11 protein-coding genes and 2 pseudogenes are annotated in these 14,261 nt (G+C 55.3%); 8 read left to right on the top strand and 5 right to left on the bottom strand.

Translation table 11 applies throughout. The annotated features are described in order from the left end of the window. A pseudogene (gene tuf / locus DHN12_RS09200) lies at nucleotides 1–386 on the top strand (elongation factor Tu); the annotation flags it as partial. A gap of 107 nt (nucleotides 387–493) precedes the next feature. Here tuf and DHN12_RS09205 read toward each other — a convergent pair. Next, on the bottom strand, nucleotides 494–835 hold the full coding sequence (locus DHN12_RS09205; protein WP_108859937.1) for a RidA family protein: 342 nt from the start codon (nucleotides 833–835) through the stop codon (nucleotides 494–496). 468 nt (nucleotides 836–1,303) lie between these two features. Between DHN12_RS09205 and DHN12_RS09210 the strand changes: the two are divergent. After that, nucleotides 1,304–2,284 (top strand): annotated as a pseudogene (locus DHN12_RS09210) (IS1595 family transposase); the annotation flags it as partial. A 77-nt stretch (nucleotides 2,285–2,361) separates the two neighbouring features. Here the strand turns inward: DHN12_RS09210 and DHN12_RS09215 are convergent. Together DHN12_RS09215 and DHN12_RS09220 are read right to left on the bottom strand one after the other, a co-directional pair. Continuing rightward, nucleotides 2,362–3,405 (bottom strand): low specificity L-threonine aldolase, encoded by a 1,044-nt coding sequence (locus DHN12_RS09215; RefSeq protein WP_108859938.1) that lies wholly within the window; start codon nucleotides 3,403–3,405, stop codon nucleotides 2,362–2,364. Between the two features lie 62 nt (nucleotides 3,406–3,467). Continuing rightward, on the bottom strand, nucleotides 3,468–4,301 hold the full coding sequence (locus tag DHN12_RS09220; protein WP_108859939.1) for an AraC family transcriptional regulator: 834 nt from the start codon (nucleotides 4,299–4,301) through the stop codon (nucleotides 3,468–3,470). 191 nt (nucleotides 4,302–4,492) lie between these two features. Between DHN12_RS09220 and DHN12_RS09225 the strand changes: the two genes are divergently transcribed. Continuing rightward, nucleotides 4,493–5,800 carry a lipopolysaccharide assembly protein LapB gene (locus DHN12_RS09225; RefSeq protein ID WP_108859940.1) on the top strand — a complete coding sequence of 436 codons (1,308 nt, stop codon included), beginning with the start codon at nucleotides 4,493–4,495 and terminating at the stop codon, nucleotides 5,798–5,800. 25 nt (nucleotides 5,801–5,825) lie between these two features. Here DHN12_RS09225 and rpe read toward each other — a convergent pair whose 3' ends face one another. Together rpe and DHN12_RS09235 are read right to left on the bottom strand one after the other, a co-directional pair. Further along, on the bottom strand, nucleotides 5,826–6,515 hold the full coding sequence (rpe, locus tag DHN12_RS09230) for a ribulose-phosphate 3-epimerase (RefSeq protein ID WP_108859941.1): 690 nt from the start codon (nucleotides 6,513–6,515) through the stop codon (nucleotides 5,826–5,828). A 904-nt stretch (nucleotides 6,516–7,419) separates the two neighbouring features. Further along, complete coding sequence (locus tag DHN12_RS09235; RefSeq protein ID WP_108859942.1) at nucleotides 7,420–8,073, bottom strand: GntR family transcriptional regulator; 654 nt, start codon at nucleotides 8,071–8,073, stop codon at nucleotides 7,420–7,422. 215 nt (nucleotides 8,074–8,288) lie between these two features. Between DHN12_RS09235 and DHN12_RS09240 the strand changes: the two genes are divergently transcribed. From DHN12_RS09240 to DHN12_RS09260, 5 genes are all read left to right on the top strand, one after another. Continuing rightward, on the top strand, nucleotides 8,289–9,365 hold the full coding sequence (locus tag DHN12_RS09240) for a Gfo/Idh/MocA family protein (protein WP_234416601.1): 1,077 nt from the start codon (nucleotides 8,289–8,291) through the stop codon (nucleotides 9,363–9,365). Between the two features lie 101 nt (nucleotides 9,366–9,466). After that, complete coding sequence (locus tag DHN12_RS09245) at nucleotides 9,467–10,477, top strand: sialic acid TRAP transporter substrate-binding protein SiaP (protein WP_108859943.1); 1,011 nt, start codon at nucleotides 9,467–9,469, stop codon at nucleotides 10,475–10,477. A 30-nt stretch (nucleotides 10,478–10,507) separates the two neighbouring features. Continuing rightward, nucleotides 10,508–11,083: a TRAP transporter small permease gene (locus DHN12_RS09250; RefSeq protein ID WP_108859944.1), complete on the top strand. Its 576-nt coding sequence runs from the start codon at nucleotides 10,508–10,510 to the stop codon at nucleotides 11,081–11,083. Further along, nucleotides 11,080–12,375, top strand: coding sequence for a TRAP transporter large permease (locus tag DHN12_RS09255; RefSeq protein WP_108859945.1), 1,296 nt, complete (start codon nucleotides 11,080–11,082; stop codon nucleotides 12,373–12,375). The genes DHN12_RS09250 and DHN12_RS09255 overlap by 4 nt, the downstream gene beginning before the upstream one ends. Beyond that, on the top strand, nucleotides 12,375–14,261 hold the full coding sequence (locus DHN12_RS09260) for a bifunctional sugar phosphate isomerase/epimerase/4-hydroxyphenylpyruvate dioxygenase family protein (protein WP_108859946.1): 1,887 nt from the start codon (nucleotides 12,375–12,377) through the stop codon (nucleotides 14,259–14,261). The genes DHN12_RS09255 and DHN12_RS09260 overlap by 1 nt, the downstream gene beginning before the upstream one ends.

Raw genomic sequence — 14,261 nt, forward strand, 5'->3', positions numbered from 1 at the left:
AGCGCGGCGAAGCGGGCGAAAACAGGGGCGCGCTGCTGCGCGGGATCGAGCGTGAAGGCGTTGAGAGTGGTCAGGTTCTGTGTAAGCCGGGTTCGGTTACACCGAACACCAAGTTCGAAGCCGAAGCCTATATCCTGACCAAGGAAGAAGGCGGTCGTCACACCCCGTTCTTCGCGAACTACCGTCCTCAGTTTTACTTCCGTACAACTGACGTGACCGGCACCGTGACCCTGGCAGCTGGCACCGAGATGGTTATGCCCGGCGACAACGTGTCGTTCGAGGTTGAATTGATCGCACCGATCGCGATGGAAAACGGCCTGCGTTTCGCCATCCGCGAAGGCGGCCGCACTGTCGGCGCCGGCGTTGTATCGAAAATCGTCGAGTAAGGCGGCTCTGCCACCCAATCGGTTGAACTAAAGAAAGGGCGTCCCTCGGGACGCCCTTTTTTTGTTTGCATTCCTGCTATGGTCAGCACGCGTTGTGCGGAAAGGAATTAATCGTAGGCCGCGTCGACGATGAATTCTACCTTCAGCTCGGCGCGAGCCAATTTGGCTTCGCCGCAAGCCCGCGCAGGGGCATGGCCCTTTGGAACCCAGGCATTCCAGACCTCGTTCAATCCGGCAAAATCCTTCATGTCCGCCAGCCAGATCGTCACGCGCAGCATCTTTTCGCGCGATGAGCCAGCCTGTTCGAGAAGGGCGTCAATCTTCTCGAGGCAAATCCGGACTTGTTCCTGAATTGTCTCGCCCTCGGCGACTTGCCCGGTCAGGTAGGCTAGGCCGTTGTGTTTCACAATTTTGGAGGACCGTTCGCCGGTGTCGATGCGTTCAATCATGGGGGTGTTCTCGTTTTTTGGTGTCGGATACGGTCGTTCATGGTCACAATCCACCAGTATGGCAAACGGAAACCGTTTGAGTGCGTTTCAGAGAAATTTAATACACAGGAAACAAACGTGATCTGAAAGCGCGTGGATCTATCACGCATTCGTGCTGCCTCGATTGCTTGTTTTTGCTTTCTTCCGTCCAAACGCGAACGGGCTTTTTCATCCCGGCGTTGAGTGGCCTCGGCGTGGATTGTAGAAGCTGTTGCTACCTACAACAAAACAGCCACCGCCAACCCCACAGCCCTTCCGTAAAATCTCAGAAAGATCTGCGGCGTGGTTTCTTCCGGCACGCAGGCGAATTATTTGGCCGCGTCACCCGGGGTGGTCTTTTTCTTTAGCAATGTCTGCATAGCGTGTTGGTTGGTTCCGATTTGAAGGAAAAGGCCAATATCGCCTCTGAACACAAGGAACAGAGGCGAAATGAAACAGAAATCATTCGAAAACCTACTGAAACGACTACAGGGGCTCACACCGGATCAAGTGGATGCCCTGATGCGGTCAATTCAGGACATGACTGCCCAGAACGCCGCCCTGACTGGGATCGACCAAACGGCCAGAATGGCCTGCTGTCCTCATTGCCAAGCAACGGAAAAGCAGAAATGGGGGCGCACACGCTCCGGGACTCAGCGCTATCGGTGCAATCAGTGCGGCAAGACTTTCAACGGTAGGACTGGTAGCTCAATCGGCCACATTCGACGGCTCGATCTGTTCTACCGAGTGCTCCAGGACATGTTTGCCTCAACAATCCCGGGCTCGGTCCGCCAACTGGCCGAACGTCTGGGTATCAACAAAGATACCGTATGGCGCTGGCGCCAAATTATCTTGCGTTCGTTGTCGCAACGTATCGAGCCCCTCTCGGGTATTGTTGAGGTTGATGAGACCTTTGTGCGTGAAAGTCGCAAAGGCAGCCGGGAATGGGTGCTCCACCATAGAGACCCAGCGAACTATCCCAAGCCACCGCGCCTGCGCTGGTATGAATACAAGCTCACGGGCGCGTTGATGAAGCGCGGCCTCAGCAAATGGCGGCTGCCGGTGCTCACCGCAATGGATCGGGCTGGAAATCGCTACGCCGAGCGACTGCCTGATAGGCGCGATCGGACGATCTATCAATGCCTGTCGCCGATTATTCGCCGGGATGCGGCTTTGTGTTCCGATGGGTTGGGTGCCTATGCAAGGTTTGCACAAGCCTCTGGTGTCTCTCACTTCGTGCTCGGCACGAAACCCGGTTCCCGTAAGATCGGACAGAGCTTTCACATCCAGAATGTGAATGCCCTACACTCACGTCTGAAAGACTTCTTACGCCCTTTCAAAGGGCCCGCCAAGAAGTATCTGGACGGCTATGTGGATTGGTATTTCGTAAGAAACAGCACGAAGCCAGAGCGGGCCCTGGACAACCTGCTGAAGCTGCCAAAGGTTCAGGGCGACAGTGGCACCTCTGTCGTGCAAATGGAATCAGAAGTTTCGCCTACGTCTCCATCTTACACTGGCACCGAGACAGGGTTGCGTATCTCGGCAAGGAACGCATCCACCTGTTCTTCTTTGGTGGCCCAAGAGGTGACCAATCGTGTCACTGAACTATGGACATTGTGAGGTTCCCAGACATAGAAATCGAAACTCTTTTTCAGATGCGCGATCAGGTCGTTCGGAAAGATTGGAAACAACTGGTTGGTTTCTGTTTCCGCGACGAATTCGTATCCAGCCTCGGCGATTCCAGCTGACAAGCGCGCGGCCATAGCGTTGGCGTGGTGTGCGAGGTCGAAGTAGAGTCCATCGCGGAACAGCTCGCGGAATTGGAGGCCCAAGATGCGACCCTTGGCCAACAGGGCACCGCGCTGTTTGATATGGAAGGCGAAATCATCGCGCAGCTTCGGGTTAGGAATGACGATGGCTTCTCCCAGCAACGCGCCAACCTTCGTTCCACCTACCCAGAATATGTCGGTGAGTTCGGCGATATCTTCCAAGGTCAGGTCATTCTTGTCAGCAGACAAGGCCGCTCCCAGCCGGGCACCATCAAGCAACAACAGCAGGCCACGCTCGCGACACAGTGCCGAAATAGCCTCAAGCTCGGGTTTGGAGTAAAGCGTGCCGACCTCGGTGGCATTGGAGATATAGACGAGGCGTGGTTTAGCCATGTGCGGGAAATGAGCATTTGCCTCCAATGCCGCTTTGATACTGTCTGGGGTCAGCTTACCTTTTTCGGGTGGGACCGTGATGATCTTGTGCCCAGTCGCCTCAATCGCACCGGTTTCCCGCACGACGATGTGCCCGGATGCCGGGGCAATCACCGCCTCATGCGGTCTGAGCGCGCTGGAGATGGCAAGGATATTAGCAAGGGTCCCACTGGCAACAAACCAGATATCCGGGGCGGCCTCTCCCATATGCTGACGAAGCATGTCCCGGGCTGCCCTTGAATACACGTCGTCGCCGTAGGCCGTCTGCTGAACCATATTGGTTTCTGCCAGTGCTGCCAGAATTTGCGGATGCGCCCCTTCGCTATAATCATCCAGAAAGCTGTGTTTCATTGTCTTCTCCATTCGTCTTGCACCAGACTTAGGGAGGTGAAGGGCGCGAATATAGAACGATATTACGTCCCTTGCTGAATATATCTCGCGGGCGTAACGCCATAAATGGCTCGGAAATTGCGAGTCAGGTGGCTTTGATCAGAAAACCCAGCTTCGAATGATGCGTCGGTGATGTTGGCCCCCTTTTGCAGCATTTCCCTTGCGCGGCGCACCCGCGCCAGCATCACATATTGATAGGGAGCCATGTGGAACTGTTTCTGGAACCGGGACATGAACTGCCGTTTCGTGAAGCCAGACAGGTCTGCAAGGGTAGAAATGTCAAAACTTCCCTGGATGTTATCATGGATGTAGTCGCGCACTTCTCCCAGTTCCTTTCCTCCGACACTCCGTTCCTCGCCCTCTGCATCGGACAAGGTTTCGAAGACCTGCCCGACCGCTTGCAGCACCTCCTGCTCCAGAAGGAGGCGGTCGGAATTGGTTTGCAGAAGTGATCGTAAGTTGATCAGCCGGGTGGCAATCTCAGGTGAGTGTTTGAAGGGTTGATGAAAGGAGTAGGTGCTGTCCGCACTATCCATCGCCTCACGCACAATGTCCTGCGGAAAATAGAAAATGGTTTGGCGCCAAGCATCGGCGTCCCCAAGGCCACCATGATGTGCTTCATCGGGCGAAAATGTGGCCACTACATCCTTCGAAGCATGCCACCATTCACCTTTGCACCAGACATCATGCACACCGCTCTCGATGACTCCCACCAAGTATTCCTCGTGAGAATGTTTGGGAAATGTCTGTTTGGTGTAGTCAGCACGAAGATAATCAAACCCACCGAGGAGATCGGTGTGTCTCAACGTCGCCTCGTTTTGCGGACGGCGACCGACGGGGGCTTCCAAAAGCGGCATGAAAGCAAAGTAGATTAAGCAGCGACGCTATTCAAATCCCGTGTTTCTGAAGTCTGGATCGATTATGCCAACACGCTCTGCAGACATTGCTTTTTCTTTTCACAATTGTCAGTATTCTGGCGGCAGATATTCAGATTTTCGGAAACATGATCAAATCGTAAACCAAATTCACCGGGTTTCCCCTGACAGCAATGATCGCGGTTGCTGGCGTAGGGCAGGCCAAGCCACTGCTTACGAACTCTCAGGAAACCTATGTTTCCACCTGCCTGGATCAGAGTGACACGCCAGAGCGTATCATCGAAATCTGCCAGCACGGGCTGGGTAATGTCGGCGCGTCTGATCGGCAGCGTATTGAGATGTTGGATAAGCTTGCATGGGCCTACTATGATCTCGATGATATTGGTCAGGCCGATGACGCGTTTGCCGAAATATTGACCTTGAATCCCGATGCCGAGCTTGGGCTGCAGGGGCTGGCGTGGGTGTATTACAATCGCGATGATTGTGCGGCTGCGACCGCAATGTTTAGGCAAGCCGTATCGCGCAAGCCCAATGCAAGCAACATGGCCGGTCTGGCCGCCAGCGCGCGCCGGGCCGGAGAGATGGATTTTGCCGATTTCGAAGAGATGATGCAAACCGCTCTGGCTCTGAACCCGGAATACACTTGGGCGATGCGGGAACTGGTCTGGAAATTGGTGGATCATAACCGGCAGAACGAAGCGCTGAGCCTGTTCAGAACCACCAGCGAACTGGATCCATATGATCCATATGCGGAATACGGAGTCGCCTTTCTGTTGTCCGAGCAGAACGATTGGGAAGCCGCGTTTGACCATGTAAGCCGGGCATTGGAACTGAAGCCGGATTTCGTGACCGCACTATCGCGCCGGTCCCTTATCCTGCTGATGCTGGACCGGCCCAAACAAGCATTGAAAGATGCAGAAGCGGTGATTGAGGCCGAACCTGGTGACTCGGACGGCTACGTGCGAAAGGCGCGGGCGCTATCAGACTTAGGCCAAAGATCACAGGCGCATGAGGTGTTGGAGTTGGCGGAAAGCCGGGTGGGACCGGGCAGCTATCTGCTTTATTGGTGGGCCAACCTGTTGGCGGACGACCTCGAGTATGAAGCCGCTCTTTTCCACATTCGACGCAGTGTCGCGCTTGAGGGTGTCGACCGCTTTGACAACCGCCTGCATGCGGATATTGCGTTAGGTCCGGGCCACACGGACGAGGCGCGTGATGCCATTGATCAGGCGCTTGGTCTCTATCCCGATGGAGAGTTTGAGCAGTATACGAATGCGCTGGTGCTGCTGGCCGAAGGCAGGTTCGATGCAGCAGAAAGCATGTTCGATTCTGCCACCGCCGCAGGCCTGCACCAGGATTACCTTAGCGACTTTCTGGCCGCTTTGGTGGCCGAGGGGCGGTTCATGCAAGCGATCAAGATGCGTGCTCGGCACAAAAACGGCCAACCGGATGCGACAAGTGACGCGCAACGTTCGAACTAGCGCGTCACTTCGAATTCGGTGATATTTACGACGTCGCCGATTCCGCTGCGCTACGCACCGCTTTGATGTTTGCGCCGTAGACGTCCGGGTTATCGACCGAACCGCCCTTGAATACGGCTGAACCTGCGACCAGCACATCCGCACCAGCTGCGGCCACCAACGGGGCGGTCTTGGGGTCGACGCCACCGTCAATCTCGATATGGATCGGACGGTTTCCGATCATCGACCGCAGTTTGCGAATCTTGCTGGTCATGTCGATGAATTTCTGGCCGCCAAAACCGGGGTTCACTGTCATGACGCAAACCAGATCGGTCAGGTCCAGCAGGTGTTCAACCGCGTCGGCCGGGGTGCCGGGGTTCAACGCAACGCCCGCCTTCATGCCAGCGGCGCGAATCGCCTGCAAAGTACGGTGGGTATGGGCCCCGGCCTCGACATGTGCCGTCAGGATATCGGCACCGGCATCCGCGTAGGCCTGAATGTAGGGATCAACTGGCGTGATCATCAGATGCACGTCCATGACCGTTTTGACATGGGGGCGGAACGCTTTGACGGCGGGCGGGCCAAAGGTCAGGTTGGGCACAAAATGGCCGTCCATGACGTCGATATGTACCCAATCCGCCCCCTGGGCTTCTATGGCCTGAATCTCGGCACCGAAATTGGCAAAATCTGCGGACAGGATCGACGGGGCGATCTTGATGCTGCGGTCAAAGCTCATGAATGGCCTCATATGGATAGCGTGTTGGCACAGCGTATAGCGACGATATGCGCCAATGGGTAGGCCCTCGGTGCGCAGGGGTGTTTACAAAACTTTCACTGTGGCGACACAAAGCCGTTGAATCCCGCCTGTAGCTGGTCGCCAACACGAATTGGGGTGGCACGTGCTGCGGATTGTCTGACTTCGGCACCGACTGGACAGATTTTGGGGTTTGAGCAACGGAGGGTCTCCGGTTCATCGAAGCCACTATAGAGCGAAGATGAACAAGAGATCTGGAGCACCGTGGGATGCTGCTGATCAGTTGGTCAGAGGCATCAAAAGGAAGTCCTGTTAAAAGTGTTCGGCGGAAGAGAAGGTCATGATCGCCCTGGCTCGTATTCGCGGGGAGGAAGGCTGTCTGACGCCAGCGCCTAAGGGTCCAATTAGGGCAGTTTGGTAAGTGAGTGTTTCAGGCTGACCGTACCCACCGAAGAGTGGAAGACGAGAAAGACAATTAGAAACCGGAAAGGCCCGAGTGAGAATATCGTCAAGAAATTGACCTCGCATCTCGATTCTGACCTCGCAGAAATCCCATGCGAAGCATTTGCGGCACTACGAGCGTTGGATTCAGGGGCTACCGTTTTCCCCAAGGTGGATGATCGCATAATTGTCGAATTAGTTGCCTACATGGCCGCACTACTCTCAAGCTTTTATGAAAAATGGCGGGAGGTAGCGGAGGTCTGTCATGGACACAAACTCCACACATTAACCTTCTGTAAAATAAGGGGGTCGTGACCTTCGAGGGGTAAGCAAATGGGTCAATTTTCGTAACGGTACACTGCTTGGCGAACTCGATCTAATGAAATTGGATTTCACCGATTTGCCCTAAATTGAAGTCGCCGTAATTGCAGCAAGGGGGAATGATCTACATTGCCTCTAAGGTGTGGGCGAGGCCGTTTCGGATGTGATCCTCCAACAGCTTCTTGGCCGTGCCCGCGTCCCTGGTCAATGCGGCGTCGAACATTCCCTTGTGCTCCTTAACCGCATCTTCGCCACGATAGGTCAGTACGAGCATCTGATACCGCAGATATTTGTCGTAGATGATCGAGTGCAGGGACAGAAGGTTTTGGGAATTGCAGGCAGCGATCATCGCTTGATGGAACTCCCAATCATACCGCTTCCATGTTTCTTTCTCGGACTCGTCACCCTTGAGAAGCTGCTGTTCCATAAGATGAAGCTTGTGGTGTGCGGCGACGAGATTCCCTTCCCAATCCGTGTCGCCGTTCGCAATGGACAGCTCCAGCGCGTGGCATTCCAACAGGACTCGCAGCTCTGATATCTCGGTCAGATCCTCGCGGGAGACCGGCGTAACCAGGAATCCCCGTTGCTCGGGCGCTTCGACAAATCCGTCGCTGGCAAGCCTGTTCAGGGTTTCACGAAGTGTCGAAAGACTTGCCGAGTAGCGTTCCTTCAAGGCGTCCAGCTTCAGTTTGGAGCCGGGCTGCAACTCTCCGAAAATGATATCCCGCTTGATGCGCTGGTAGGTGCTTGCACCAATCGTAGACGGCTGTTTCGCCATGCGTTTCACCCGATATTCTTAGTTTCTTCGTTCATTTAGCATTTTTCGCAGACGTCAGCAATCCAAACCGATGTATGGTAAAAATAAAAATACCATACATTATTGTGGAATCGGCAAAACGCCAATACGGTCGTGGCCAAGTTGGGCAATGCAGCCCGGTCGCAATTTTCGGTTTCGGGATTTTTCCGGACCCTCCGGAAGGAAGCAAAGTGTCAATGAACTTTCGCATAGCCATTGTTGGCATTGGCCTTGTAGGACGCCGTCATGCAGACGCTATCCGAGCGTTGCGTCATGTCGATCTTGTTGCAGTTGTAGATCCCAGCGACGAAGGCCGTGCGTATGCCGTTGAGCACGGGGTGGCACACTTCGAAACCCTTAAGGAAATGCTCGCAAGTCAGACGCCGGACGGTGCTGTGCTCGCGACCCCGACGACGCTTCATGTGGAACAAGGCCTTACGTGTGTTCGACATGGGTGTGCCGTACTGGTCGAAAAACCGATCGCCGTGGAAGCTGCCGCAGCACTTGAGCTTGTCCAAGAAGCGGAGAAGGCCAATGTGCCGCTCATGGTCGGACATCATCGTCGGCACAACCCTCTGATTAAGTCAGCTAAGGAAGCCATTGTAAAAGGGAAGATCGGAGATGTTCGCGCGGTCCACGCAAACTGCTGGTTTTACAAACCCGACACGTATTTTGAGGCCGCGCCGTGGCGCAAGAAACCCGGTGCGGGGCCCATCTCGGTCAATCTTGTCCACGATGTTGATCTGCTGCGGTATCTGGCCGGCGAGGTTGTGACCGTACAGGCGCAGTCAGCTGCATCGAAGCGCGGTTATGACAATGAAGACGTTGCCGGGGCATTGTTGACGTTCGAAGGGGGAGCGATTGGGACAATAAGCGTGTCCGACAGCATCGTTGCTCCGTGGAGCTGGGAGATGACGTCTCAGGAATACCCAATCTATCCATCGACCACTGAGAGTAGTTACATGATTGGTGGCTCTCATGGGTCGCTATCTGTCCCCGATCTTCGACTTTGGGGCTACCAGGATGAGCAGAGGGACTGGTGGACACCAATCTCGTCAACGGCGCTAAAGAAGGGTGCCTCGGACCCATTGGTCAATCAACTCAGGCACTTCGTTGACGTGGCTCGGCACGACGCGGAACCAATTGTGTCTGGGTGGGAAGGCCTGAGAACACTTCAAGTCATTGAAGCTATTCAAAATTCCTGCCGAACTGGAGAGACCGTCCGGATAGAAAGTCTTCAACAAAATTCGAAAACGGAGGCGGCGGCAATATAAAATATCAGATATTTTTCAAAAAATCTTGCAAAATGATCAAAATAGGTCAAAACTCGGAATCGTCAAAAAGGAAGCATCATGATGTCTCAGGGAGGAGCAAAGTGATTACCAAATTTACCCGACGGGCTGCTGTATCAGCCCTGGTCGCAACCGGTGTACTGTTTAGCGCAACAAGTGGGGCGCTGGCGGAAGGCAAAGTACAACTACGCCTCGCAACATCAGGATCGGAGACCGATCAGCGTTCGGTCGCTATGGCCGAAGTTTTTGCGCCCATGGTTGCCGATTTCGCCAGCTATGAACCCAGCTATAACGGTACAATCTTCGCTCAGGGCACCGAGTTGGACGCCCTCAGCCGAGGCAACCTGGAAATGTCGATCACTTCGGCGCAGGAACTGGCCCAGTTCTTCCCCGAGTTTTCGATCTTTACCGCAGGCTATGTCCACCAGGACGCCGCGCATCAGGTGGCTGTCTTCAACGATCCCTTGATGGATGCCTTTAAGCAGAAGGCCGAAGAAGAACTGGGCGTCAAACTGCTGTCGGTCATGTATCTGGGGCGTCGTCAGGTGAACCTGCGCCAACCCAAGGACGAACTGACCGTCAGCACTCCGGCTGATCTGGAGGGTGTGAACCTGCGGATGCCGGGCACAGATGCGTGGCAGTTCCTTGGTAAAGCGCTGGGTGCCGCCCCGACACCAATGGCGTTCTCAGAGGTTTACACAGCTCTGTCGACCGGTGCCGTTGACGGTCAGGACAACCCATTGCCGACCGTGGTTGATGCCAAATTCTACGAAGTGACTAATCAGATCGTACTGACATCGCACTTGGTTGATTTGAACTATATCGCCATTGGCAAACAGGTTTGGGATGGGCTGACCCCCGAACAGCAAGCCAAGGTCCAGGAAGCTGCTGACGCAGCCGCTGAATCGGGTCGCCAGAAGCAGCTGCAAAAAGAAGAAGATCTGGTCAGTTTCCTCAAAGAACAGGGCATGGAAATCTACGAACCCGACCTCGCCGCGTTCCGCGATCAGGTACAATCGATGTACCTGGACAGCGAATTTGCGGGCGCTTGGCCGGAAGGCGTGCTCGAGCAGATCAACACTCTGGGCAACTAAATCTGAGTAGCGAAGGGAGGGAGAACCCCAATGAAAGCCTTCATCAAGGGGTTCTCCCGACTGACCGAAGCGATTGCCGGCGGGATGCTGGCGGCAATCTTCCTGATCTTCCTGCTGCAAATACTTTTACGCTACTTCTTCACCCCCGCCGGATGGACGCTTGAACTCATCGGCATTCTTTGGGTCTGGGTGATCTTCTTCAGTTGCGCTTTCATAGTGCGTGAACGTGATCACGTGAAGTTCGACATCATCTACCTTTCGGTGCCGATGCGCGTGCGGCAGGTCTTTGCGATGCTGGCCGCCGCAGCGATCGTGGTCGGGATGCTCTACAGTTTCCTGCCGACGTGGGACTACATTGACTGGATGAAAATCCGCAAGACATCGACTGTCCGCAATCCGTTCTCGGGCGAGAAGATACCGCTGCGGACCGTGTTCTCGATTTATGCCGTTTTCATGCTTGTTGTGGCGGCGCGCTACGGGTGGCTGTTCTTTGACATCCTGCGCAATGGGCCGCCAAAAACCGAACTTGAAATGGTCGTTGGGTACAACGTGGTCGACGACCATCCCCGTGTCGATGTGGAAGACGACGAGGACGCTGACAAATGAGTTTTGAACTTCTTTCCTGCCTGCTCGCTCTCTTTCTTCTGGCAGGCATCGGGACACCTATCGGCTATTCCATCCTCTTGGCCTCATTAGTGTACTTGGGCACGGCCGGACTAGACGTCGCTCTCGCAGGCGAAAAGATCCTGCAAGGCTTCTACAAAAGCACGATCCTGCTTGCCGTGCCTTTGTTCATCGTCGCTGCGAATATCATGAACGCTGGGTCGATCACGGACCGTCTGTTGAACTTCTGCGTCGCTGCTGTCGGTCGTTTCAAGGGCGGCCTCGGGCACGTAAACGTAGTCGCGTCTCTGATCTTTTCGGGTATGTCCGGTTCGGCCGTCGCGGATGCTGCGGGGATCGGCAAGATCATCATTGAGATGATGACCAAGGATGGCCGCTACAGCCGAGGTTACGCAGCCGCAATCACGGCGGCGTCGGCGACAATTGGCCCGATCATTCCGCCCTCGATCCCGATGGTGTTGTACGCGCTCGTTTCCAAGGCCTCTATCGGGTCGCTGTTCCTGGCCGGTATTCTGCCGGGCCTAATCATGGGCGTCGTCCTCATGGCGATGAACTACTATCTGGCCGGAAAGCGGAACTTTGCATTGGAAGATCCTGTTCCACTGCGAGAATTGCCGGCTAAAACCGCCAACGCGTTTCCGGCACTGCTGATGCCCGCCATCTTGCTGTACGGCATATATGGCGGTGTCACCACTCCGACCGAGGCTGCAGCCGTGGCTGCATTCTACGCCCTGCTACTGGCAGCGTTGTTCTATCGCGCACTGACCTTCCGTGGCCTGTATCAAGTGTTTGTCGACAGCGCGCGCTCTTCCGCGGCCGTCGGGGTTGTCATTGGTGGCGCCTTCATTCTGAACTTCATCGTCATTCAGGAACAGATTCCACAGTCGATCTCGGCCTTGCTGGAGGGTTCGGATGTCAGCCCGATTGTGTTTCTGATCCTCGTCAACCTGCTGATCCTCGCGCTGGGATGCGTATTGGACGCAACGACGATTATCTTGGTGATCGTGCCTCTGTTCATCCCGACCTGCGAAGCGCTCGGGATTGATCTGGTACATTTCGGGGTGTTGGTCGTCGTGAACTCGATGATCGGTCTGATCACGCCGCCCTATGGCATTCTACTGTTTGTGATCAACGCCGTGACGGACATTCCGCTGCGTGAAATCATCTCAGAAATCTGGGCCTTCCTCGCGGTTCTCATCTTCGCCTTGGTGATCATGATGCTGATGCCGGATCTGGTCCTGTGGTTGCCGCGTATGTTTGGATATCAAGGATAATGTGCCTCTCGGTTTCGACAACGTCGATCCCCGGTGATCTGGCCGAAAAACTGAGTGCTATCGCTGACGCGGGATTCGGGGGCGTCGAACTACACGAACCGGATTTGACCGCTTTTGACGGGTCGCCATCGCAAGTCCGCGAAATTGCATCAGATCTCGGCCTGAAGATTTGCCTGCTACAACCCTTCCATAACCTTGAAGGCCAGGCCGACGCCGGACGGGAGCGCGCCTTTGATCGGCTGAAGCGTAAACTCGACCTGATGAGCGAGTTGGGAACGGAATTACTGCTTATCGGGTCTGCCTTCGAGGTCGATGCCGCTGCGACCGAAGAACAGGTAGTCGCAGATCTTGGCGAAGCGGCCCAGATCGCGAAAGAGATGGGATTGCGTCTGGCCTATATGGGCTTGCCGTGGTCAGATCTTATTCACTCGGATGAACAGGCGTTAGGCGTCGTTGAAGCTGTCGACAGCCCTCATCTGGGGTTGGTTTTGAACTCATTCTTCTCGCTCGCTGACGGGTCTAAACCCGCCCGCCTTCGAGACATTCCCGGAGAGCGGTTGTTCCATGTGCAACTGTCCGATGCACCCCGGCTTGAGATGGATATCCGCAGGCTCAAGCGGCACTTCGGGCTTTTGCCCGGTCTGGGATCGCTGAACCTTGCGGGCTTCGTGCGGGTGCTGTCCCGCGCCGGTTACAAGGGGCCGTGGTCCATCGCGCGCGTCAACGAAGCGGCCCCGCAACCGGGTGGTCGAACACTGGCCCGAGACAGCTACAGATCGCTGGTCAATCTGCTGGACGAGGTGTCGCGGACCGAGCCGGGAACCGATTTCGGCATCCCGAACCTGCCGGAACGCGTTTACGCGTCAGGCTTTGAGTTCGTCGAATTTACAGCCGACGAAACAAGCGGCGCGCAGCTGGCAGATATGCTGTCAGCAATGTGTTTTCGAATGGAGCGAAAACACGTCGCCAAGTCCGTCGAGCTGTGGCGGCAAGGCGCGATCAACATCGTTGTGAATACCGAAAAGGAAGGTTTTGCCCATTCGGCCTTCCTGGGTCACGGCCCTTCCGTTTGTGATATGGGGTTGCGTGTCAAAGATGCGGATCAGACGGTTCAGCGCGCCAACGCGTTGGGCGCGCCGAATTTCTCACAGCCGGTGGGAACAGGGGAACTGGATATCCCGGCCATTCGGGGCGTTGGTGGCAATGTTGTCCATTTCATCGATGAGAAATCCGATCTGCATCGGGTGTGGGATATCGAGTTCGAGCCAGTCGCCAAGACCAAAGCGATCCAGCCCGCCGGTCTGCGCCGCATCGACCATCTGGCACAGACGATGCGTAACGATGAGATGCAAAGCTGGCTGCTCTATTACATCTCGACTTTTGAGATGGCAAAATCCCCGATCGTGAACGTTGCCGACCCGTTGGGTGTTGTGCAAAGCCAAGCCATCGAAAGCCCCGAAGGCGAAGTGCGTTTAAACCTGAATGGTGCAGTTGGGCGTCGAACACTGGCGGCTTCATTCCTTGAAGGCGGTTTTGGTGCCGGTGTTCAGCACATCGCCTTCCAGTCGGACGACATATTTGAAACCTCAGCCCAATTGCGGAAGTCCGGTTTTCCCAGCCTGTCCATCCCAGAAAACTACTACGCTGATCTGCAAGCGACATTCGGGTTAAGTGAAGACCTGATCGCCCAAATGCGCAGGGATAACATACTCTACGATCAGGCGGCGGGTGCCGAGTACTTTCAGATCTACAGTCGCCCCATTTTTAACGGCTTTTTCTTTGAAATTGTAGAGCGCCGAACTGCTTACGCCGGCTATGGCGCGCGTAACGCTGCGTTTCGATTAGCGGCGCAAACGCGACACCACGAGGCGGAAGGAACAACCTAA

The sequence above is a fragment of the Ruegeria sp. Alg231-54 genome (assembly GCF_900143525.1).
Classification (GTDB): domain Bacteria; phylum Pseudomonadota; class Alphaproteobacteria; order Rhodobacterales; family Rhodobacteraceae; genus Ruegeria.

Excerpts from the sequence above, each read along its gene's own strand:
- DHN12_RS09225 (WP_108859940.1), top strand. The coding sequence starts at position 4,493 with ATGATCGCGGTTGCTGGCGTAGGGCAGGCCAAGCCACTGCTTACGAAC.
- DHN12_RS09220 (WP_108859939.1), bottom strand. The coding sequence starts at position 4,301 with ATGCCGCTTTTGGAAGCCCCCGTCGGTCGCCGTCCGCAAAACGAGGCG.
- DHN12_RS09255 (WP_108859945.1), top strand. The coding sequence starts at position 11,080 with ATGAGTTTTGAACTTCTTTCCTGCCTGCTCGCTCTCTTTCTTCTGGCA.
- DHN12_RS09205 (WP_108859937.1), bottom strand. The coding sequence starts at position 835 with ATGATTGAACGCATCGACACCGGCGAACGGTCCTCCAAAATTGTGAAA.
- DHN12_RS09250 (WP_108859944.1), top strand. The coding sequence starts at position 10,508 with ATGAAAGCCTTCATCAAGGGGTTCTCCCGACTGACCGAAGCGATTGCC.
- DHN12_RS09260 (WP_108859946.1), top strand. The coding sequence starts at position 12,375 with ATGTGCCTCTCGGTTTCGACAACGTCGATCCCCGGTGATCTGGCCGAA.
- DHN12_RS09240 (WP_234416601.1), top strand. The coding sequence starts at position 8,289 with ATGAACTTTCGCATAGCCATTGTTGGCATTGGCCTTGTAGGACGCCGT.
- rpe (WP_108859941.1), bottom strand. The coding sequence starts at position 6,515 with ATGAGCTTTGACCGCAGCATCAAGATCGCCCCGTCGATCCTGTCCGCA.
- DHN12_RS09235 (WP_108859942.1), bottom strand. The coding sequence starts at position 8,073 with ATGGCGAAACAGCCGTCTACGATTGGTGCAAGCACCTACCAGCGCATC.
- DHN12_RS09215 (WP_108859938.1), bottom strand. The coding sequence starts at position 3,405 with ATGAAACACAGCTTTCTGGATGATTATAGCGAAGGGGCGCATCCGCAA.